Origin of the sequence: Bacillus sp. LNXM65 (assembly GCF_002998575.1) — a bacterium.
GTDB lineage: Bacteria > Bacillota > Bacilli > Bacillales > Bacillaceae > Bacillus.
Window position 1 is genome coordinate 22,579 of record NZ_PVRB01000012.1, and the last position, 21,450, is coordinate 44,028.

Genomic DNA, 21,450 nt, shown 5'->3' on the forward strand with positions numbered 1-21,450 from the left:
ATGTCTAATCGTTATGCTGATGCGAATTTAAAGATATTCTCTTTGAATTCAAACCCTGAACTTGCTAAAGAAATTGCCGATCGTATCGGAGTTGATGTAGGAAAGAGCTCTGTTAAACGCTTTAGTGACGGTGAAGTCCAAATCAATATTGAAGAAAGTATTCGCGGCTGTGATTGTTATGTCATTCAATCAACGAGTGCGCCAGTCAATGAGCACATTATGGAACTGCTCATTATGGTGGATGCACTAAAACGCGCTTCTGCGAAAACGGTCAATATTGTGATCCCTTATTACGGATATGCACGTCAAGATCGTAAGGCAAAACCTCGTGAGCCAATCACTGCGAAGCTTTTTGCGAACTTACTTGAGACAGCAGGTGCTACTCGTGTCATTGCACTTGATCTTCATGCGCCGCAGATCCAAGGTTTCTTTGATATTCCAATCGATAACTTAATGGCTGTGCCAATCTTAACAAACTATTTCGAACAGAAAAACTTGAAGGATATCGTCGTTGTGTCTCCAGACCACGGTGGTGTGACACGTGCGCGTAAAATGGCAGACCGCCTGAAAGCGCCAATCGCTATTATCGACAAACGTCGTCCGAAGCCAAATGTTGCTGAAGTGATGAACATCATTGGTAACATTGAAGGCAAAACGGCGATTCTCATCGATGATATCATTGATACGGCTGGTACCATTACACTTGCTGCAAATGCACTTGTGGAAAATGGAGCGGCTGAAGTATATGCTTGCTGTACTCACCCAGTATTGTCTGGACCAGCAGTAGAACGTATCACAAATTCTAAAATAAAAGAATTGGTTGTGACAAACAGTATTCATTTAACAGATGACAAGAAAGTTGAAAAATTCATTCCGCTTTCAGTTGGGCCTTTGCTTGCAGAAGCCATCATCCGTGTACATGAAGAAGAATCTGTGAGCTACCTTTTTAGCTAATTTTCTGATTAAAAAAGGCCCTAGGCATCAGCTTGGGGTCTTTTTGCTGTCATCATTCAGAGCAAATAGGTTTAAAATGATTCGCTTATGGGTAATTATGAGAGTAGTGACAAAAATGAAATAGGATGGTGCTGAATATGGCAACTTTAAAAGCAAATAAAAGAACTGATTTCAAACGTTCCACACTGCAAAAAATCCGTCATTCAGGACACGTTCCTGGTGTCATATACGGAAAAAATACAGACAACCTGGCTGTTTCACTAGACAGCATCGATTTATTAAAGACCTTACGTGATGAAGGAAAGAATACAATCATCACATTAGACGTGAACGGTGAAACAAAATCCGTGATGGTCACAGAATTACAAACAGATCCGCTGAAAAATGAGCTTGTCCATGCAGATTTCCAAGTGGTCGACTTACAGCGTGAAATTGAAGCAGATGTACCTGTCCAGCTGATTGGCGAATCTAAAGGGGTAAAAGATGGCGGTGTGCTCCAGCAGCCACTATTTGAACTATCCATTACAGCGAAACCAAAAGATATCCCGCAGCATATTGAAGCAGATATTACAAACTTAGAAGTAAATGATGTCCTAACAGTCGCTGATTTGTCTGTTCAGTCATCATATCAAGTGAATAACGATCCAGAAGAAGTCGTTGCATCCATTTTGCCGCCTCAGCAATCAGAGGTTCCTGAGCCAGATAGCGAAGAGGAACCAAAAGAACCTGAGGCCATTAAAGAAAAGGATAACGATGGAGAATAACTGGTCATTTAGAGACGTAACCCTCCCGCGGTTGCGTCTTTTGTGCTAGAATGAAAAGAATTCATACGTTTTTACATGGGGCAATCCTATTGGCTCATTTTTTAGGCGTGTGCTTTGTGACAAAGGAGGTTATTGGTTTCATGATTGCATTCGTTGGATTAGGTAATCCAGGAAAAGAATATGAAAAAACAAGACATAATGTCGGGTTTATGACAATAGATGAATTATCGAAAAAATGGGACATCCCCTTAAATCAATCAAAATTCCATGGACAATTTGGAACAGGGTTTGTTTCAGGGCAAAAGGTTCTACTTGTAAAGCCGCTTACATATATGAACTTATCAGGAGAATGCGTGCGTCCGCTAATGGATTACTATGATATTCCACTTGAACATTTGAAAGTCATCTATGATGATCTTGATTTGCCAACTGGGCGGATTCGTTTGCGTACAAAAGGAAGTGCAGGCGGACATAATGGAATCAAATCGTTGATTCAGCATTTAGGGTCACCTGAGTTTGACCGATTCCGTATCGGCATTGGACGTCCTCAAAATGGCATGAAGGTCGTCGATTACGTGCTAGGACGCTTTTCTGAAGAGGAGCAGCCTGACATTGCATTAGCCATTCAGGCGTCTGTCGAAGCTTGCGAGGCGGCTTTAATAAAGCCATTTTTAGAAGTGATGAATGATTTTAACAAGAAGGTATAAGAATGATAAGCAAAGCACATACTGATTATAAAATCTCAGCATGGGAGGATCACGTATGGCTTTGCATTATTACTGCCGGCACTGTGGTGTAAAGGTTGGCAGTCTAGATGAATCCGCTGTTCAAAGTGAAGCACTTGGATTTCATCACTTAACAAATGAGGAAAGAAACGATATGATTTCTTATAGGGAAAATGGTGATTTACATGTACAAACCATTTGTGAGGATTGCCAAGAGGCGCTCGAAAGAAATCCTGATTACCATCAGTATCATACCTTTATTCAATAAAAAGCTTTGGTGTAGATAATAGACCAAAGCGTTTTTCTGTTTTAAACAAGCAGGGAGGAGGAGCCAAATGAAAAATATACAATCATTTATCAAACAAAGTGATGATTTTCAGTCCATTTTTAATGGGCTAAAGGAAGGGTTAAAAGAACAGCTGCTCGCCGGACTATCAGGCTCCGTCAGATCTTTATTTACAGCCGCTATATCAGACGAACTTAAGCGGCCGATGTTTATTGTGACTCACAACTTGTATCAAGCGCAGAAGGTAACAGATGATCTTGCCAGTGTGATTTCAGATCGCTCGGTCCTTCTTTATCCTGTTAATGAACTCATTGCTTCAGAAATTGCCGTTGCCAGCCCTGAGCTCAGAGCACAGCGTCTAGATGTTCTGAACCGGCTGGCGAATGGAGAAAACCCCATTATCGTCACACCGGCTGCAGCGGTGCGCAGAATGCTTCCGCCAGTTGAGCTCTGGAAGGAAAGTCAGATCCATTTAAAGCTCGGTGAAGAAATTGATTTGGAGGCGTTTTCAAAACAACTTGTACAAATCGGTTATGACCGGACGTCGATGGTTGCTGCGCCCGGAGATTTTAGTGTGCGCGGAGGAATCATTGATATTTATTCGTTAACGGAAGATCATCCGATCCGTATTGAGCTGTTTGATACAGAAGTAGACTCGATTCGAACGTTCCACTCAGATACACAGCGTTCATTAGAAACACTTCAAGAGATTAAAATCGGTCCCGCAAAAGAGCTGATTGTGAGAGGTCCTGAACGAGTGAGAGCCATTGAACAGCTTGATCAAGGACTTGCGAAGAGCTTAAAGAAATTTAACTCAGACCAGCAAAAAGAACTGCTTCATCAGCATATTTCTGCTGATCGAGAGAAGCTGCTAGAAGGTATCGTGACACAGGAAATGACGAAGTACCTGTCCTATTTCTATGAAAAGCCTGCTAGTTTGCTAGATTACACATCACAGGATACGATTATTATTTTAGATGAAATTAGCAGAATTCAGGAGATGGAAGAACAGCTTGAACAGGAAGAAGCTGATTGGACAATTAGCCTGCTTGAAGAAGGTAATATCCTTCATGATTTATCCCTTTCTTTCCCGTTCCAACAACTGATCAATCAGCAATCGCGGTCTATTCTGTACTACTCCTTGTTTCTGAGACATGTCCAGCAGACAAATCCGCAAAATATCGTCAATGTATCTAGTAAGCAAATGCAGAATTTCCACGGGCAGATGAATGTGCTTGCGAGTGAAATTGAACGCTACAAAAAACAACAATACACAGTTGTCTTCTTAGGTGCGGATGAAGAGCGGACAGATAAACTATCTTCTGTCTTACATGATTATGACATTGAAGCCGCTCTTGCCAAGCCGGACGCCGAGCTTGTAAGCGGACAGGTGTATATTTTACAAGGTGAGCTGCAAACAGGCTTTGAACTGCCGTTATCGAAAATTGCCGTGATCACAGAAGGCGAGCTCTTCAAGAAACGTGTGAAGAAGCAGGCACGTAAGCAAAAGCTGACCAATGCAGAGCGAATTAAGAGCTATTCAGAGCTTCAAGTCGGCGATTATGTGGTGCACATTAACCACGGGATCGGTAAGTATTTAGGAATTGAAACGCTTGAAATCGGCGGCATTCATAAAGATTATTTAAATATTCATTATCAAGGAAGCGACAAGCTTTATGTACCGGTTGAACAAATTGATCAGGTGCAGAAGTATGTCGGATCAGAAGGTAAAGAACCAAAGCTGTACAAACTAGGCGGCAGTGATTGGAAACGTGTGAAGAAAAAAGTGGAAACATCTGTACAGGACATCGCAGATGATCTCATTAAGCTGTATGCGGAACGTGAGGCAAGCAAAGGGTATGCCTTCTCGCCTGATCATGAGATGCAGCGCCAGTTTGAATCAGCGTTCCCTTACCAGGAAACAGATGATCAAATCCGTTCGATTCACGAAATCAAACAAGACATGGAGCGGGAGCGTCCAATGGACCGCCTGCTTTGTGGAGATGTGGGATATGGAAAAACAGAAGTGGCGATTCGAGCGGCCTTCAAAGCCATTGCTGACGGAAAACAGGTTGCTCTGCTTGTACCGACAACCATCTTAGCGCAGCAGCATTTTGACACGATTATGGACCGATTCCAAGACTACCCTGTCAAAATCGCTCAGCTGAGCCGTTTCCGTACAAGAAAAGAAACAACCGAAACGTTAAAAGGGCTGAAAAACGGAACGATTGATATGGTCATCGGCACACACCGTTTGCTTTCTAAAGATATTGTCTATAAAGACTTAGGTTTGTTGATCATTGACGAAGAGCAGCGTTTTGGTGTGACGCATAAAGAGAAAATTAAACAGATGAAAGCCAATATCGATGTACTGACATTAACGGCTACGCCAATTCCGCGTACGCTGCATATGTCTATGCTTGGCGTACGGGATTTATCGGTTATTGAGACACCGCCTGAAAACCGTTTCCCTGTTCAAACTTATGTGGTTGAGTACAATGGCGCTTTAGTCAGAGAAGCGATTGAGCGAGAACTAGCACGCGGCGGTCAAGTGTACTTTCTTTACAACCGTGTTGAAGATATTGAACGCAAAGCAGATGAAATCTCCATGCTAGTCCCAGACGCGAAAGTCAGCTATGCACATGGGAAAATGAGTGAGAACGAGCTGGAATCAGTGATGATCAATTTCCTTGAAGGTGAATCAGATGTATTGGTCAGTACCACCATCATTGAAACGGGAGTCGACATTCCAAATGTGAACACGCTCATCGTCCACGATGCGGATAAAATGGGGCTTTCTCAGCTGTACCAGCTAAGAGGACGAGTAGGACGCTCGAATCGTGTCGCATATGCTTATTTCACGTATCGAAAAGATAAAGTTCTGTCTGAAGTAGCAGAGAAGAGACTTCAAGCTATTAAAGAATTCACAGAGCTCGGATCAGGATTTAAAATTGCGATGCGTGATTTAACGATTCGAGGAGCAGGAAATTTACTTGGTGCACAGCAGCATGGATTCATTGATTCTGTTGGATTCGACCTCTATTCTCAAATGCTGAAAGAAGCCATTGAGGAAAGAAGAGGCGATACAACAGCTCAAGATAAATTCGAACCGGAAATCGATCTGCAAATCGATGCCTACATCCCGGACACTTACATTGCGGATGGGAAGCAAAAGATCGAGATGTATAAACAGTTCAGAGCGATTGGATCAATCGAAGAGCGAAAAGAGCTTCAAGATGAAATGATCGACCGATTTGGTGAATATCCGCAAGAAGTGGCGGACTTGTTCACGATTGCGACGATGAAAGTATACGCAGTGCAGGAACGTGTCGAACTGATCAAGATGGAGAAAGGCATTGTCAGGCTTACTCTTGAAGAGCAAGCAAGCAGTGAAATCGACGGTCAAAAATTATTTGCGCTCAGCAGTAAATATGGTCGTGATATAGGCTTGGGAATGGAAGGCAGCAAGCTGATTATTTCTGTTCAAACGAAAGGCAAGAAGACTGAGGAATGGCTTGAGATCGTTCTGAATATGCTTCGAGGCCTTCAAGAAGTGAAAAAAGAAACCATTCCATCTTCATAAAATTTTGTTTGTCTCTCGTGTATATTACGTTTGATGTGACGGATACTAAACTCAGGGTCAAGTGGTGAATGTTGCATAAAGTGGACGCTTTTGTTCCATTCACCCAACACATCATCAAACGAAAGAGAGGCAGCAGTGAATGAAAGCAACTGGAATTGTACGCCGCATCGATGATCTAGGTAGAGTGGTTATTCCGAAGGAGATTCGCAGAACATTGCGCATCCGGGAAGGAGATCCGCTTGAGATTTTCGTCGACCGCGATGGAGAAGTGATTTTGAAGAAATATTCGCCGATTAGTGAGCTAGGAGACTTTGCGAAGGAATATGCTGATGCATTATTCGACAGTTTGGGTCATTCCATCCTGATCTGTGATCGAGATACGTATATTGCTGTATCCGGCAGTTCGAAAAAAGAGTACTTAAACAAATCCATCAGTGATTTACTTGAACGAACAATGGACCAGCGTAATTCTGTATTAGAAGAAAGCAAAAAAGAAATTCAACTTGTCGATGGTATTGATGATGACGTATCTGCTTATACCATTGCACCTATTGTTGCAAACGGAGATCCTATTGGCGCCGTCGTCTTATTTTCTAAAGAGCGTTCAATGGGAGAAGTGGAGCATAAAGCGGCAGAAACGGCAGCTGGCTTCTTAGCCCGTCAAATGGAACATTAGGTCTAATAATTCTATATCATATAGATAAAACGAAAGAATGCCGATGAAATCATTTGATTTTGTCGGCGTTTTTTATATGGGATGAAACAAAACGAGGAATGTGCCGTCTACTCCTTAGAAAGAAACGGCTTTTCATTCACGTATGATATAATGAGTGCGTTTAACTGTAGATCTATTTTTAAAGGAGTCATCCATGAAAAATGCTGTGAATCAGCCGCATTGGCTTTTCCAGGGTGCGGTGATTTTGACCATCGCAGGCTTGTTATCAAAGGTTCTAAGTGCCGTTTATCGTGTTCCGTTCCAGAACATCGTAGGAGACACAGGGTTTTATATTTATCAGCAAGTGTATCCCTTCCTTGGCATTGCCATCATGCTCGGCACCACAGGGTTTCCTGTCATGGTGTCCAAGCTTCTGAGTGAGCATGGGGAAGAGAATCGAAGGATCATTACAAGGGTATCCTTGGTCTATATCACTTTACTGAGCTTGGTCTTATTTCTTTGTCTTTACATAGGAGCAGGCAGAATTGCGAGCCTTATGGCGGACAGTCAATTAATCCTGCTCATCCAAATGAGTGCTTTCGTGTTTTTATTTCTTCCGCTTACCGTGATGCTGAGGGGAGTTTTTCAGAGTGACGGTATGATGCTTCCAACGGCTATTTCTCAATTGGTGGAGCAACTCATCAGGGTAGGCGTCCTGCTTGTTTTATCCTTCTATTTCGTGAGGCGCGGCTATTCGCTTTATGAAACAGGGGCGGGTGCGGTCTTCTCCTCCATAGCGGGGAGTGCGGCCTCGCTTATACTACTTCTTTTTCTTTGGCTGACATACCGAAAACAGTCTGCTGCAAGTATGACAAGCAAACAGGCGACACTTCGGAAAAAGGATGTTTTGAAGAGTTTGGTGCTGTATACATTCACGATTTGTGTCAGCGGACTGCTCATTTTATGGATGCAAATGGTTGATGCCTTTCATCTGTATGCGTTGCTGCGCAGTGAGGGTCTGAGTGAAGCCGCGGCAAAGGCGGCAAAAGGTGTGTATGACCGAGGACAGCCGTTCTTACAGCTAGGGACGGTGTTTGCCATTAGCATCGGAACCTCTCTTGTGCCATTTTTATCGGCGGCCATGAGGAATGGAGAGCATGAAAAGATAAGGCAAAAAGTGCGTACATCGTTTAAGACCACGTCGGTTTTAGGGATTGGTTCAGCAGTTGGGCTGATTTGTATTCTAGCGTCAGTCAATACCATGCTTTTTCGTAATGACTTAGGCACCGATGCGCTGCAAATATTCTGTATTTCCATCGCATTTACATCGATTGCGATTACGCAAGCAGCTTTACTTCAAGGGCTCGGGCATACTGTGTATCCGGCTGTTGTGGTGATTCTCAGTGTGCTGGTGAAATGGATACTAACGCTTGCACTTGTCCCGCTATTTGGCATCTACGGTGCCGCATGGTCAACCGTATGTGGTTTTCTCGCTGCGGCTCTGCTCAATGCCGTTTATTTGAGGCATAAAGGATGGATTTCTTTGAGAGAGCTGTTCCCAGTGAAAATTCTTTTATCGGCTGCTTTCATGGCCATTGTCTTAATAGGGTATCAGGCACTGTTTTCTTGGGTCATTCCCTTTGAAAAACGTCCTTTTTTCGTTTTAGAGAGCCTGACGTCAGTTTTTATTGGTGGTTTCGCCTTTTTATATAGTATTCTTAAGCTAGAAGTATTTACGGACGAGGAATGGAGACTCATTCCATTAGGAGAAAAGATTTTATATTTTAAACAGATGAGAGGGAATCGAAATGGCAGGTAAGATTACCGTCGTCGGTCTCGGGGCAGGCGACATGGATCAGCTGACGCTCGGTGTATACAAGCAGCTGAAGCAGGCGAAAGAAGTATTTATGAGAACGCAGGATCATCCGCTTACCGCAGAGTTGATGCAGGAGGTCTCATCGCTGACCTTTTTTGATGAAATTTATGAAAAGCACGATCAGTTTGATTCGGTATATCAGGAAATCACTGAAATTTTATTTACAGAGGCTGCGGAACAGGAGATTGTGTACGCAGTACCAGGTCACCCATTTGTCGCAGAAAAGACTGTCCAGCTATTAGTTTCTCAGCAGCACGAACGCGGGATTGATGTGTCTGTTGCTGGTGGACAAAGCTTTTTGGATGCGACGTTTAACTCCTTGCAGATTGACCCAATCGAGGGATTACAATTCGTTGATGCAGGAGATATGAGAGCGGACGATCTGAAATTGACCCAGCATGTCCTCATTTGTCAGGTATATGATCAGCTGACCGCTTCGAATGTGAAACTCACGCTGATGGAAAAGCTTCCTGACGATTATGAAGTCTATATTGTGACTGCGGCTGGAAGCAGTCAGGAACAGATTACTGCCGTTCCTTTATTTGAACTTGATCGAGATGTGTCGATAAATAACTTAACGAGTGTTTATGTACCTCCGATTCAAGATGAAAAGCTGCTTTATCAACAATTTGACACTTTCCGTGACGTCATACGTACATTAAGAGGTCCGGGCGGCTGTCCATGGGATCAAAAACAAACCAATGAGTCACTTAAACCATATTTAATTGAAGAATGCTATGAACTGCTTGAAGCGATCGATGAAGATGATCCAGACCATATGGTGGAAGAGCTCGGAGATGTGCTGCTGCAGGTGTTACTTCACGCCCAAATTGGTGAAGATGACGGCTTTTTCTCAATTGATGACGTCATCCAGCATGTCACAGAAAAAATGATTCGTAGACATCCCCATGTGTTTGGTGACACAAATGTTTCTGAAGCAGCAGATGTGGTCGCCAACTGGGAAAAAATCAAGCAGCAGGAGAAGCCGGAGCGGGCAGCCTCCATTTTGCAATCCATCCCGGCGGCGCTTCCAGCACTAACAAAGGCATATAAGCTCCAAAAGAAAGCCGCCAAAGTAGGCTTTGATTGGACAGATGTGAAAGATATTTGGAACAAATACGAAGAAGAGAAGCAGGAATTTCTCGTTGAAGTGGCAGAGAAGCCGGACGAAAGTGCAACGAAGCAGATGAAAGATGAATTTGGAGATCTTTTGTTTGTTCTCGTCAACATTGGAAGGTTCTATCAGCTAGAGCCTGAAACGGCACTCGCTTCCGCCAACACAAAATTCATGCGTCGCTTTCAGCATATCGAACAAAAAGCAAAGGACATGGGACGTTCATTAGATGACTTAACGCTAGAGGAAATGGACGATCTATGGAACGATGCCAAACGTATAGAAAGAGGTGAGCATACATGAGACTAGATAAATTTTTAAAAGTGTCCCGTTTAATTAAAAGAAGAACATTGGCAAAAGAAGTAGCTGATCAAGGCAGAATTTCTATTAACGGCACACAGGCGAAAGCCAGCTCTGACGTGAAAGAAGGAGACGAGCTTCAAATCCGTTTTGGTCAAAAACTTGTGACGGTTCAAGTCAACGAGTTAAAGGACACGACGAAAAAAGAAGAAGCCGCTGGCATGTATACTGTGCTAAAAGAAGAAAAAACAGCAGAATAGGGCTTGTTCTAAATGATCCTCCTGTCACATACAATGCAGTAACAATGCAAGTATGAGATATGGGGGATGTATAAATGAATCAATATTATAATCAACCTCAAGGCACGAAGCTGTCATCAGAAGCGGAGCACAATGTCACAATGCGAAACAGAAAGCATTTAGATATTACCGGTGTCAAACAGGTGGAAAGCTTTGATAATGAAGAATTTCTGCTTGAGACGGTCATGGGGATTCTCGCTATCCGTGGAGAAAATCTGCAAATGAAAAACCTAGACGTCGAAAAAGGCGTTGTATCGATCAAAGGGCGTGTCTTTGACTTAATTTATGTAGATGAGCAGCACGGGGAGAAAGCTAAAGGATTTTTTAGCAAGCTGTTTAAATGACGCTGACAGTCCAGTTTTATACGATGCTTTCGATGGTAGCGATGGGCATCTGGCTGGGCGCATCGCTTGATACGTACAAGCTGTTTGTGAATCGGGAAAAGACAGCAAAATGGCTTTTGGTTATACACGATCTCCTTTTTTGGCTGGTACAGGGCCTCTTATTCTTTTATGTCCTGCTGCTGACAAATGAAGGAGAATTCAGGCTTTATATCTTTCTAGCCGTTGCACTAGGTTTTTCGATGTATCAGGCATTGATGAAACAGCTGTATATGAACATTCTCAAGTTTATGATGATGTGTGTGTATCAGACCGCTCTCGTCCTGAAACGGCTGGTCATGTCCATCGTCTTCCAGCCAATCCGCTGGCTGCTGACATTGATTATAAGTGCTATTATGTTCTTGCTCCACTTGCTCTTACGTCTTGTTCATTTTACGTTTCGGCTCGTGTGGAAGGTGCTGTCCATTGTTTGTTATCCGCTCATCTGGTTACTTAATGTGACCATTATTCATCGGATTCCCGAAAAATGGCGAACATCAATGAGATTGTTTTTCTCTAAAGGAGCAGGAATTTTACAAGGGACCAAGAAATTATCTGGTACCATCAAAACGAAATGGAAACAATTCTGGACAAAGTAAGAGAGGAGGCCTTCAACCTTGAACAAGAGAAAAAGAAATATCGCACAAATTCAAAATGATTACCAAAAACAAATGGAACAGCAAGCACAGCGCTTAAAACGCAAACGCCGTGGACTCCTTAGAAGGCTTACCGTGTTTGGTGTGATTGTGCTCATGTTTGCTGTCTTGGTGACAAGTGCCCTCTGGTCGCAATCGTCCTCATTAAAGGAAAAAGAAGAGAAGAAGGTTGCGCTTGAAAAAGAATTGAAGCAATTACAAACAAAGCAGGAAGATATTTCTGATGAAATTAAAAAGCTGAAAAGCAAAGAATACGTACTCGAACTGGCACGACGAGACTATTATATGTCCAAAAAAGGCGAAAAAATCTTTGATGTGGGCAATAAGAGCGATTAGCCTTGTTGACACTTAAAATTCAGTTTATGTATAATTGAACAAATGAGATTTTTTTATAAGTCTAAGGAGGAGCACTTTTTTTATGTCGATTGAAGTTGGCAGCAAGTTACAAGGGAAAGTTACGGGCATTACAAATTTTGGAGCTTTTGTGGAGTTGCCAGGCGGTTCAACTGGTCTCGTTCATATCAGTGAGGTAGCCGATAACTATGTAAAAGATATTAATGAGCATTTAAAAGTCGGTGAACAAGTTGAAGTGAAAGTGATTAACGTTGAAAAAGACGGTAAAATCGGCTTGTCCATTAAAAAAGCAAAAGATCGTCCTCAACAACAACAATCAAGACCGAGCAGAAATGATTTCCGTCCGAAGGAATCGTTTGAGCAAAAAATGAACAAATTCTTAAAAGATAGTGAAGACCGCTTAACATCTTTAAAACGTAACACGGAATCAAAACGTGGGGGACGCGGAGCAAGAAGAGGTTAACTTGTTGCTGCTTTCTATATATCTTTCACAACAAAGCACCTGCTGTCCGCAGGTGCTTTTTTTCTTGATCCATACGACATTTTTTGAGATTTCTTCATTTAATTTAGAACTTCCTATTGACGGACAAGCGATTCCTTTGTATTATAGATCTTGTGCTTCTTAGCGCATTTTTATTATGGCGGTGTAGCTCAGCTGGCTAGAGCGTACGGTTCATACCCGTGAGGTCGGGGGTTCGATCCCCTCCGCCGCTATCCTTTTTAGTAGAACATAAAAGCAAGGCCCGTTGGTCAAGCGGTTAAGACACCGCCCTTTCACGGCGGTAACACGGGTTCGAATCCCGTACGGGTCATCTTCAAAACAGCTTTCTTTAGGAAGGCTGTTTTTTTGTGTCTTCGTAAAATTCTGATGAAAGACATCGACTTTCATGAAAGTATGCCTCTTTGACGAATAAAGCGTCGAACGTTTTATGGAAACGACAACTTCTTTTGACAAAATTTCTTTTTCACCTTCGCTATAATGACAAGCAACGAATATCAGGTGGGGGATGAAAAGATGGAAAAACTAGAAAGAAGAACTGATTTAACAGGAGCGGGGTTTGAAAGAATCAGTGCAGGGTTAAAAAAGATGAAAAACCTGTTTCTTCATCACACGCATTCTCTTTTTTTCTATAAAGGGTTTATTTATGTTGTACTTGGTTTTTTATTAGGACGAGCCTTTATTTTATCTGAAATTATGCCGTTTGCTCTGCCTTTCTTCGGCTCCATGCTGCTTATCAAAAGAGATAAGGCCATGCTTGCTTGTCTCGCTTTACTCGCTGGAGCCATGACGATATCACCTCAAAACGCATTGTTTGTGTTTGCGTCGTTGATCGTGTTTCTCCTTATGTCCAAGGTGGTTTCTTTCATCATCAAAGACCCAGTGAAAACATTGCCGGTTGTCATTGTGCTGTCAATGCTGATCACCCGAGGAGCATTTGTTTACCTAGAGCAAGGTGCTATGCAAAGCTACGATTACGTCATGGCGGGTGTTGAAGCAGGACTTGCCTTCATTTTGACACTGATTTTCCTTCAAAGCCTGCCGATTTTTACAGTCAGGAAAATCAAACACTCCTTAAAGGTTGAAGAAATTATTTGCTTTATGATTTTAATTGCCTCAGTTTTAACAGGTCTGGCTGGTATCACATTTCAAGGGATGCAGGCAGAGCATATTTTGTCACGTTATGTAGTGCTGAGCTTTGCCTTTATTGGAGGAGCCAGTATTGGTTGTACGGTGGGTGTCGTGACAGGATTAATTCTCGGTCTCGCTAACATCGGAAACCTTTATCAGATGAGTCTTCTTGCCTTTTCAGGCTTATTAGGGGGATTGCTGAAAGAGGGGAAGAAAGCAGGCGCAGCCATTGGCTTAATTGTGGGTTCCTTACTTATTTCCCTATACGGAGAAGGATCAGCAGGTCTCGTGACCACGCTGTATGAATCACTTATTGCAGTTGCGCTCTTCTTACTCACGCCACAATCAGTGACCTCTAAGGTAGCGAAATATATTCCTGGTACGGTAGAGCATGTACAAGAACAGCAGCAATACGCCCGGAAAGTACGGGATGTGACAGCAAAAAAGGTAGACCAATTTTCTAATGTATTTCATGCGCTGTCTGAGAGTTTTGCGACATTTTACGAATCCATTCCTGAAGAAAAGAAGCAGGAAGAGGATGTAGATCTTTTTTTAAGTACGATCACAGAACGATCCTGTCAAACGTGCTATAAGAAAAATAAATGCTGGGTGCAGAACTTTGATACAACCTATGAACTGATGAAACAAGTTATGCATGAATCTGATGAAAAAACCTACGAGCATAACCGGAAATTGAAGAAGAAATTTAGCCAGCACTGCTCAAAATCAAAACATGTCGAGGAATTGATTGAAGAGGAGATCGCTTACTATAAAGCCAACCAGACTCTGAAGAAAAAGGTCCAAGACAGCAGACGACTTGTAGCCGAACAGCTGATGGGGGTCTCACAAGTGATGGAGGATTTTTCCCGGGAAATAAAACGAGAAAGAGAACAGCATTTTATTCAAGAAGAGCAGATGATAGAAGCACTTCAGCACTTTGGGATTGAAATTCAGCAAGTAGAAATTTATAGCTTGGAGCAGGGGAATGTCGATATTGAAATGAGAATCCCATATTGCCAAGGACATGGTGAATGTGAAAAAATCATCGCTCCCATGCTCTCAGATATTTTAGAAGAACAGATTTTAGTCAAAGCAGAGCAGTGTGCAGAGCACCCAACAGGCTATTGCCACGTTGTATTCGGCTCTGCAAAATCATATCGAGTGGCTACAGGCGTAGCGCATGCAGCGAAAGGCGGAGGGTTAGTGTCTGGGGATAGCTACAGCATGATGGAGCTGGGTGCGGGCAAATATGCCGCAGCTATTAGTGATGGAATGGGCAATGGAGCAAGGGCTCATTTTGAAAGCAATGAAACGATTAAGCTGTTAGAAAAAATATTGGCGTCAGGTATCAATGAAAAAGTGGCAATCAAAACCATTAATAGTATTTTATCTTTACGAACGACGGATGAAATCTATTCTACATTAGATTTATCAATTATTGATTTACAGGATGCGAGCTGTAAGTTCCTCAAGATTGGTTCAACACCCAGCTTTATTAAACGGGGTGATCAGGTGATGAAGGTACAAGCGAGCAACTTACCGATTGGGATTATTGATGAATTTGAAGTGGAGGTAGTGAGTGAACAGATGAAGGCAGGAGATCTGCTGATTATGATGAGTGATGGCATTTTCGAAGGACCAAAGCATATTGAAAATCATGATCTGTGGGTGAAGCGCAAAATGAAAAGCTTTAAAACAGAAGATCCGCAAGAGATTGCTGATTTATTAATGGAAGAGGTCATTCGAACAAGAGCGGGTCAAATTGACGACGATATGACGGTTGTTGTCATCAGGCTTGATCACAACACACCAAAATGGGCATCCATTCCGACTGGTACATTCTATCTTGAGAAACAAGAGATTTCTTAAAATATCGTATAATATGAATTTCTTCTGGCGATGATGGGGATATAAAGCATTCAGTTACGATCCCAGGAGGAATGAAGATGCGAAAAGGTCACGTAAACCAAATCTTATTGATTACAGATGGCTGCTCAAATCACGGGGAAGATCCACTTGCGATTGCCTCATTGGCAAAGGAACAAGGGATTACAGTCAATGTCATTGGCATTATGGAGGAAAACAGACACGATCATGAAGCGATGAAAGAAGTCGAGGGGATTGCCCTCGCAGGCGGAGGCATTCATCAGGTTGTCTACGTCCAGCAGTTATCTCAAACGGTACAAATGGTCACAAAAAAAGCGATGACACAAACCTTACAAGGTGTTGTGAATCAAGAATTGCAGCAAATACTTGGCAAAGACACTGAAATTGAAGAGCTTCCGCCTGATAAGCGTGGGGAAGTGATGGAAGTAGTCGATGAGTTAGGAGAGACGGTTCATCTTCAAGTACTTGTGCTTGTTGATACAAGTGCAAGTATGAAACCGAAGCTGCCGACCGTTAAAGAAGCACTCATCGATCTCTCTATTAGTTTAAATTCAAGGATTGGTGAAAATCAGTTTGGGATGTGTATATTTCCCGGGAAAAACTCAGATGCTGAAATTGTGTTGAATTGGACGCCTCGATTCGATTCGTTATCATCTATTTTCCCGAAACTGACCACGGGAGGAATTACTCCAACTGGACCAGCGCTTCGAGAAGCACTCCAGCATTTCAAATCAGTTCGTTCGCGTAAAGGGCTGCTTGAAGCAAAGGAAGAGCATGATAATGAATTCGGCTTCTAACATTCCGTTAGGCACGGTGATTCAAGGGAAATGGCATCACCATCATTACCGCATTGTAAAAGAGCTGGGAAAAGGGGCGAACGGTATTGTCTATCTAGCCGAATCGCCAAATGGTCAAGTAGCCCTTAAAGTGAGTGATGACAGTATGCTCATTGCATCTGAAGTCAATGTATTAAAATCCTTTTCTAAGGCTCCTGTGAAAACCATGGGGCCTTCTTTTTATGATATGGATGATGCGATTTATCCCGGTATGCTTCAAAAGCGTTCCTTTTATGTGATGGAGTATGTCAGAGGCCCGTTACTGCTTGAATTTGTAAAACAAAAAGGTGATGAGTGGATCGTCGTTTTAATGGTTCAGCTTTTATCTAACCTGGGTCATTTACATCAGGAAGGCTGGATTTTTGGTGACTTGAAGCCAGATAATCTCATCGTGTCAGGTCCCCCAGCCGCGATCCGGTGCATTGATGTAGGGGGAACGACAAAAGCAGGCAGGGCAATCAAGGAGTATACAGAGTTTTTTGATCGAGGCTATTGGGGATTCGGCACAAGAAAGGCAGAGCCATCCTATGATCTGTTTGCCTTAAGTATGGTGATGGTGAATTGTGCGTATAAGAAAGAATTCAAAAAAGGAGCAGAACCGGAAAAGCAGCTTTACAGAGCGATTGAAGGACATCCTTTATTAAAGCGTTATGAAAGGGTGTTAAAGGCTGCTCTACAAGGTAAATATCAATCAGCGGCGGCTATGAAGAGTGCGATGCTGAAAGAAGGACAGCTGATCGCTTCAAGAAAAGCGAGTCAAAAGAAGCAGCAGCAAAAAAACGGGCAAAAGCCCGCTGTTCATCAAAATCAACAGGTGACTTCACGATCGAGAGTTGCAGCAGCAAAAAGAACACCAGTACGCAAAAAATCAGGCGGGCTTTTTGAAACTGTTCTGATCGTGTGCAGTGTACTTGCTCTTTACTGTGCATATGTGGTTTTGTTCCTGCTATAGACCTGTAAAAAAGCAGGCTTCATCTTTGCTTGGAGCTACTGAAAGTGATAGGATATGTATATCTTTAAATTACCTGCTCTTTGTGAGGAGGAAGTTGTGAATAGAATTGAATCATTTTTGAAAAAACATGATGTTTACCTTGAAAATACGACAGTCATTGTCGGGGTTTCTGGCGGACCAGATTCCATGCTTTTACTGCACGAACTAAACAAACGTCGAAAAGGTTCCTATCAGCTGATTGCAGCCCATGTAGATCACATGTTCAGAGGAGAAGAATCCTTTGCTGATTTGGCATTTGTTGAGGCTTACTGCAAGGAGCAAGAGATTCCTTTTGAATCGGCCCGCATACAGGTCACCCAATATGCAAAAGAAAACCACTTAAACAAACAGGCAGCTGCAAGGGAGTGCAGATATGCTTTCTTTCGTCAATTGATGGAGCAATACAACGCTCAATTCATAGCGCTTGCACATCATGGAGACGACCAAGTAGAAACAATGATGATGAGGCTTGCGAGAGGGACTGTTGGAATAGGACTCGCCGGTATCCAAGCAAAACGTCCTTTTCAAGATGGATGGCTGATTCGGCCGCTCATTGGATATTCCAAGGACGACGTGCTGACCGCTTGTGAAAAAGAACATATTCCCTATGTCATTGATCAAAGCAATCACACTGATGACTACTTGAGAAACCGGATAAGAAGACACATTCTTCCCGTGTTAAAAGAAGAGGCACCTCATGTACATGAAAGCTTTCAGTTTGTAAGTGACATGCTGACTGAGGATGAGCAATACTTGCAGGCATTAACAAAGGAACAAATGAACCAAGTGATAACGAATCAATCGCCTAAGCAAATTAAGATCAAAACGAAGCCTTTGCTTGACCTGCCTTTGCCTTTACAAAGAAGAGGCATTCAACTAATATTAAACTATCTTTATGAAAACACTCAATCAGCGTTTTCAAACCAGCATATTCTAGGGACTTTGGACTGGTTATCTCATACCGAACAACCGTCTGGATCATTAGATTTGCCAAAAGGTTTACAAGCTGTCAAGTCTTATGATTACTGTATGTTTACCTTTGAACGATCGCTTGTACTAGACCAGTCTTATGCTCTTCACTTAAAGGGTGAGCTTGGAGAGGAGCTTTTCCTTCCGAATGGGCAGTCTATCGTGGTATCAAATCATGTTCCGAAGGATGCACGGAACGGAAACCATTTTTTCTTGCTTCAAAAAGATCATGTTCGTCTCCCTTTGATCATTCGCTCACGAAAAAATGGTGATCGAATCAAACTTAAAGGGATGAATGGATCAAAAAAGGTGAAGGATATATTTATTGATAAAAAAGTGCCTCTTGCAGAAAGAGACAGCTGGCCGATCGTCACTGACTCGGATCATCAAATCATCTGGATCCCAGGTCTGAAAAAATCCGTTTTTGAAGAAATTGATATGACAAACAGCGATCTCATTGTATTACAATATAGACAGCATGAAAATTTGTAGGGGGCAAGCAAAAGCATGAAACAAGATATTGAAAAGGTTTTGATCTCAGAAGAAGAGATCCAGCAAAAAGTGAAGGAACTGGGTGCAACATTAACCAGCGATTATGATGGTAAATTTCCCCTGGCTATTGGTGTTTTGAAAGGGGCTCTTCCATTCATGGCAGACCTGATCAAACACATTGATACATATTTAGAACTTGATTTTATGGATGTATCTAGCTACGGAAAATCTACCGTATCTTCAGGAGAAGTAAAGATCATTAAGGATCTTGATACTTCTGTTGAAGGAAGAGATATTTTAATTATGGAAGATATCATCGACAGTGGGTTAACTTTGAGCTATCTGGTAGAGCTTTTCCGATACCGTAAAGCAAATTCCATAAAAATTGTGACATTGCTTGATAAACCAAGCGGTCGTAAAGCAGACATCAAAGCAGATTATGTTGGATTTGAAGTGCCAGATGCATTTGTTGTCGGCTATGGATTGGATTTCGCTGAACGTTACCGAAACCTCCCGTATATTGGAGTGTTAAAACCATCTGTTTACGAAGGCTAATCAGCATACGTATACATGAGGTTATTGGTTGTATTGGAATGATTTTCTATGATACTATTGAACATAGTTGTGCTTACTGTGGGAGGAGGTAAGGAATGAATCGGGTTTTTCGTAATACGATTTTTTATATACTTATTTTATTACTTGTGATAGGGGTAGTCAGTTGGTTAGGATCCCCTAATCAAAAGCCTGAGAACATGTCTTACAGCAAATTTTCGCAAAATCTAAGTGCGGGAAAAGTGGAGAGTATCTCCATTCAGCCTGTAAGAGGGGTTTATGAAATTCGTGGTCAATTAGATGGCGCGAAGAAAGATCAATACTTCATTACCCATGTTCCAGATGGTCAAGGTGTTGACCAGATTTACAGTGCACTGAAGAATACAGATGTAAAAGTAGAACCAGCACCTGAAACAAATGGATGGTTGCAAGTTCTGACAACCATCATTCCGTTTATCATCATCTTTATCCTGTTCTTCTTCTTATTGAACCAAGCTCAGGGCGGTGGAAGCCGTGTGATGAACTTTGGTAAGAGTAAGGCGAAGCTTTACACAGAAGAGAAGAAACGTGTGAAATTTAAAGATGTTGCCGGTGCAGATGAAGAAAAGCAAGAGCTTGTAGAAGTGGTTGAATTCCTAAAGGACCCACGTAAATTTGCGGAGCTTGGCGCAAGAATACCTAAAGGGGTTTTACTAGTAGGGCCTCCAGGTACAGGTAAAACTTTGCTTGCGAGAGCATCTGCAGGAGAAGCAGGCGTTCCTTTCTTCAGCATCAGTGGTTCTGACTTCGTCGAGATGTTCGTCGGTGTCGGTGCATCACGTGTACGTGATTTATTCGAAAATGCGAAAAAGAATGCACCTTGCTTAATCTTTATTGATGAGATTGATGCAGTGGGTCGTCAGCGTGGAGCCGGTCTTGGCGGTGGTCATGACGAGCGTGAACAAACGCTTAACCAGCTTCTTGTTGAAATGGATGGTTTTAGTGCGAACGAAGGTATTATTATCATTGCTGCGACGAACCGTGCAGATATCCTAGATCCTGCATTGCTGCGTCCGGGACGTTTTGACCGTCAAATTACGGTTGACCGACCAGATGTCATTGGCCGTGAAGAAGTACTGAAGGTTCATGCGAAAAACAAACCGCTTGATGATACAGTGAACTTGAAAGCCATTGCAAGCAGAACACCTGGGTTCTCTGGAGCAGATCTTGAGAACTTACTAAACGAAGCAGCGCTAGTTGCTGCCCGTCATAACAAAAAGAAAATCGATATGCGTGATATCGACGAAGCGACTGACCGTGTCATCGCTGGACCGGCGAAGAAAAGCCGCGTCATTTCGAAGAAAGAACGTAATATCGTGGCTTACCATGAAGCAGGTCATACTGTGATTGGACTTATCCTAGACGAAGCGGACATGGTGCATAAAGTAACGATCGTTCCTCGTGGTCAGGCAGGCGGATATGCGGTCATGCTTCCAAGAGAAGACCGTTATTTCCAAACGAAGCCAGAGCTTCTTGATAAAATTGTCGGCTTGCTCGGCGGTCGTGTTGCAGAGGAAATTACGTTTGGTGAAGTAAGCACAGGCGCTCACAACGACTTCCAGCGTGCAACAGGCATTGCAAGAAAAATGGTTACTGAGTTCGGTATGTCTGATAAGCTTGGTCCGCTTCAGTTCGGTCAAGCACAAGGTGGTCAAGTGTTCCTAGGCCGTGATTTTAACAACGAGCCGAATTATAGTGAAGCCATTGCTTACGAGATTGACCAAGAAATTCAGCGTTTCATCAAGGACAGCTACGAACGTGCGAAACAAATTCTCACTGAGAACAAAGATAAGCTAGAAATTATCGCACAGGCCCTTTTAGAAGTTGAAACATTAGATGCTGAGCAAATTAAATCTCTTTACGAAACTGGAAAGCTTCCAGAGCGTATATACGCGGATGACGAAGAGAAAAACGATGATGTGAAAGTGAACATCAAGAAAAAAGAAGAAGATGAGGAGATCTAATCTCCTTCTGTGAAAGCTGCCGGGATCACCGGCAGCTTTTTTTATTTCGATTCATGAATGGATCGGTTTCGAATTGTTTACAAATGGAACTCAATTCGTGTATGGTATGATAGAAAGTCGAAAAATGCTCTTTTTGAGAAACTA

General features: G+C 42.5%; 18 protein-coding genes, 2 tRNA genes and 1 pseudogene. All 21 read left to right on the forward strand.

Features of this window, described 5'->3' with window-relative positions; genetic code table 11:
* Complete coding sequence (locus C6Y03_RS18310; RefSeq protein ID WP_060595354.1) at window positions 1-954, forward strand: ribose-phosphate diphosphokinase; 954 nt, start codon at window positions 1-3, stop codon at window positions 952-954.
* Between the two features lie 137 nt (window positions 955-1,091).
* Window positions 1,092-1,718 carry a 50S ribosomal protein L25/general stress protein Ctc gene (locus C6Y03_RS18315; RefSeq protein ID WP_060595355.1) on the forward strand — a complete coding sequence of 209 codons (627 nt, stop codon included), beginning with the start codon at window positions 1,092-1,094 and terminating at the stop codon, window positions 1,716-1,718.
* A 140-nt stretch (window positions 1,719-1,858) separates the two neighbouring features.
* The gene (pth, locus tag C6Y03_RS18320) at window positions 1,859-2,425 is read left to right on the forward strand and encodes an aminoacyl-tRNA hydrolase (RefSeq protein ID WP_106039739.1); all 567 of its coding nucleotides are present in this window, start codon (window positions 1,859-1,861) and stop codon (window positions 2,423-2,425) included.
* Between the two features lie 55 nt (window positions 2,426-2,480).
* Complete coding sequence (gene fin / locus C6Y03_RS18325) at window positions 2,481-2,711, forward strand: anti-sigma-F factor Fin (protein ID WP_003217967.1); 231 nt, start codon at window positions 2,481-2,483, stop codon at window positions 2,709-2,711.
* A 67-nt stretch (window positions 2,712-2,778) separates the two neighbouring features.
* Window positions 2,779-6,312 carry a transcription-repair coupling factor gene (gene mfd, locus C6Y03_RS18330; protein ID WP_034665723.1) on the forward strand — a complete coding sequence of 1,178 codons (3,534 nt, stop codon included), beginning with the start codon at window positions 2,779-2,781 and terminating at the stop codon, window positions 6,310-6,312.
* A 139-nt stretch (window positions 6,313-6,451) separates the two neighbouring features.
* On the forward strand, window positions 6,452-6,988 hold the full coding sequence (gene spoVT, locus C6Y03_RS18335; RefSeq protein WP_003217990.1) for a stage V sporulation protein T: 537 nt from the start codon (window positions 6,452-6,454) through the stop codon (window positions 6,986-6,988).
* Between the two features lie 193 nt (window positions 6,989-7,181).
* Entirely contained in the window at window positions 7,182-8,786 is a 1,605-nt protein-coding gene (locus C6Y03_RS18340) for a putative polysaccharide biosynthesis protein (protein WP_106039740.1), read from the forward strand.
* Complete coding sequence (gene yabN / locus C6Y03_RS18345) at window positions 8,776-10,260, forward strand: bifunctional methyltransferase/pyrophosphohydrolase YabN (RefSeq protein ID WP_106039741.1); 1,485 nt, start codon at window positions 8,776-8,778, stop codon at window positions 10,258-10,260. Before C6Y03_RS18340 ends, yabN begins: the two co-directional genes overlap by 11 nt.
* On the forward strand, window positions 10,257-10,517 hold the full coding sequence (locus C6Y03_RS18350; RefSeq protein ID WP_008341839.1) for an RNA-binding S4 domain-containing protein: 261 nt from the start codon (window positions 10,257-10,259) through the stop codon (window positions 10,515-10,517). Before yabN ends, C6Y03_RS18350 begins: the two co-directional genes overlap by 4 nt.
* A 74-nt stretch (window positions 10,518-10,591) precedes the next feature.
* Window positions 10,592-10,900, forward strand: a complete 309-nt coding sequence (gene yabP, locus C6Y03_RS18355; RefSeq protein WP_034665732.1) for a sporulation protein YabP — start codon at window positions 10,592-10,594, stop codon at window positions 10,898-10,900.
* Window positions 10,897-11,535, forward strand: coding sequence for a spore cortex biosynthesis protein YabQ (yabQ, locus tag C6Y03_RS18360; protein ID WP_060595359.1), 639 nt, complete (start codon window positions 10,897-10,899; stop codon window positions 11,533-11,535). The genes yabP and yabQ overlap by 4 nt, the downstream gene beginning before the upstream one ends.
* 18 nt (window positions 11,536-11,553) lie before the next feature.
* A complete protein-coding gene (locus C6Y03_RS18365) occupies window positions 11,554-11,928 on the forward strand; it encodes an FtsB family cell division protein (protein ID WP_003217952.1) in 375 nt (124 codons plus the stop codon).
* Between the two features lie 82 nt (window positions 11,929-12,010).
* Entirely contained in the window at window positions 12,011-12,409 is a 399-nt protein-coding gene (locus C6Y03_RS18370; RefSeq protein ID WP_003217901.1) for a S1 domain-containing RNA-binding protein, read from the forward strand.
* Between the two features lie 177 nt (window positions 12,410-12,586).
* Window positions 12,587-12,660, forward strand: a tRNA-Met gene (locus tag C6Y03_RS18375).
* A gap of 26 nt (window positions 12,661-12,686) precedes the next feature.
* Window positions 12,687-12,758, forward strand: a tRNA-Glu gene (locus C6Y03_RS18380).
* Between the two features lie 203 nt (window positions 12,759-12,961).
* Window positions 12,962-15,445: a stage II sporulation protein E gene (gene spoIIE / locus C6Y03_RS18385; RefSeq protein WP_066031449.1), complete on the forward strand. Its 2,484-nt coding sequence runs from the start codon at window positions 12,962-12,964 to the stop codon at window positions 15,443-15,445.
* A gap of 77 nt (window positions 15,446-15,522) precedes the next feature.
* Window positions 15,523-16,260, forward strand: a complete 738-nt coding sequence (locus tag C6Y03_RS18390; RefSeq protein ID WP_106037512.1) for a vWA domain-containing protein — start codon at window positions 15,523-15,525, stop codon at window positions 16,258-16,260.
* Entirely contained in the window at window positions 16,244-17,251 is a 1,008-nt protein-coding gene (locus C6Y03_RS18395) for a protein kinase domain-containing protein (RefSeq protein ID WP_060595361.1), read from the forward strand. The genes C6Y03_RS18390 and C6Y03_RS18395 overlap by 17 nt, the downstream gene beginning before the upstream one ends.
* A 96-nt stretch (window positions 17,252-17,347) precedes the next feature.
* A pseudogene (gene tilS, locus C6Y03_RS18400) lies at window positions 17,348-18,770 on the forward strand (tRNA lysidine(34) synthetase TilS).
* Window positions 18,767-19,306, forward strand: coding sequence for a hypoxanthine phosphoribosyltransferase (gene hpt / locus C6Y03_RS18405; RefSeq protein ID WP_003217950.1), 540 nt, complete (start codon window positions 18,767-18,769; stop codon window positions 19,304-19,306). Before tilS ends, hpt begins: the two are co-directional and overlap by 4 nt.
* Window positions 19,307-19,401: 95 nt before the next feature.
* Window positions 19,402-21,306 carry an ATP-dependent zinc metalloprotease FtsH gene (ftsH, locus tag C6Y03_RS18410; protein WP_034665747.1) on the forward strand — a complete coding sequence of 635 codons (1,905 nt, stop codon included), beginning with the start codon at window positions 19,402-19,404 and terminating at the stop codon, window positions 21,304-21,306.
* Window positions 21,307-21,450 lie beyond the last annotated feature (144 nt).

What these genes read in the sequence shown, in the direction of transcription:
- C6Y03_RS18310 (WP_060595354.1), top strand. Translation starts at nt 1, where the DNA reads ATGTCTAATCGTTATGCTGATGCGAATTTAAAGATATTCTCTTTGAAT.
- C6Y03_RS18315 (WP_060595355.1), top strand. Translation starts at nt 1,092, where the DNA reads ATGGCAACTTTAAAAGCAAATAAAAGAACTGATTTCAAACGTTCCACA.
- pth (WP_106039739.1), top strand. Translation starts at nt 1,859, where the DNA reads ATGATTGCATTCGTTGGATTAGGTAATCCAGGAAAAGAATATGAAAAA.
- fin (WP_003217967.1), top strand. Translation starts at nt 2,481, where the DNA reads ATGGCTTTGCATTATTACTGCCGGCACTGTGGTGTAAAGGTTGGCAGT.
- mfd (WP_034665723.1), top strand. Translation starts at nt 2,779, where the DNA reads ATGAAAAATATACAATCATTTATCAAACAAAGTGATGATTTTCAGTCC.
- spoVT (WP_003217990.1), top strand. Translation starts at nt 6,452, where the DNA reads ATGAAAGCAACTGGAATTGTACGCCGCATCGATGATCTAGGTAGAGTG.
- C6Y03_RS18340 (WP_106039740.1), top strand. Translation starts at nt 7,182, where the DNA reads ATGAAAAATGCTGTGAATCAGCCGCATTGGCTTTTCCAGGGTGCGGTG.
- yabN (WP_106039741.1), top strand. Translation starts at nt 8,776, where the DNA reads ATGGCAGGTAAGATTACCGTCGTCGGTCTCGGGGCAGGCGACATGGAT.
- C6Y03_RS18350 (WP_008341839.1), top strand. Translation starts at nt 10,257, where the DNA reads ATGAGACTAGATAAATTTTTAAAAGTGTCCCGTTTAATTAAAAGAAGA.
- yabP (WP_034665732.1), top strand. Translation starts at nt 10,592, where the DNA reads ATGAATCAATATTATAATCAACCTCAAGGCACGAAGCTGTCATCAGAA.
- yabQ (WP_060595359.1), top strand. Translation starts at nt 10,897, where the DNA reads ATGACGCTGACAGTCCAGTTTTATACGATGCTTTCGATGGTAGCGATG.
- C6Y03_RS18370 (WP_003217901.1), top strand. Translation starts at nt 12,011, where the DNA reads ATGTCGATTGAAGTTGGCAGCAAGTTACAAGGGAAAGTTACGGGCATT.
- spoIIE (WP_066031449.1), top strand. Translation starts at nt 12,962, where the DNA reads ATGGAAAAACTAGAAAGAAGAACTGATTTAACAGGAGCGGGGTTTGAA.
- C6Y03_RS18390 (WP_106037512.1), top strand. Translation starts at nt 15,523, where the DNA reads ATGCGAAAAGGTCACGTAAACCAAATCTTATTGATTACAGATGGCTGC.
- C6Y03_RS18395 (WP_060595361.1), top strand. Translation starts at nt 16,244, where the DNA reads ATGAATTCGGCTTCTAACATTCCGTTAGGCACGGTGATTCAAGGGAAA.
- hpt (WP_003217950.1), top strand. Translation starts at nt 18,767, where the DNA reads ATGAAACAAGATATTGAAAAGGTTTTGATCTCAGAAGAAGAGATCCAG.
- ftsH (WP_034665747.1), top strand. Translation starts at nt 19,402, where the DNA reads ATGAATCGGGTTTTTCGTAATACGATTTTTTATATACTTATTTTATTA.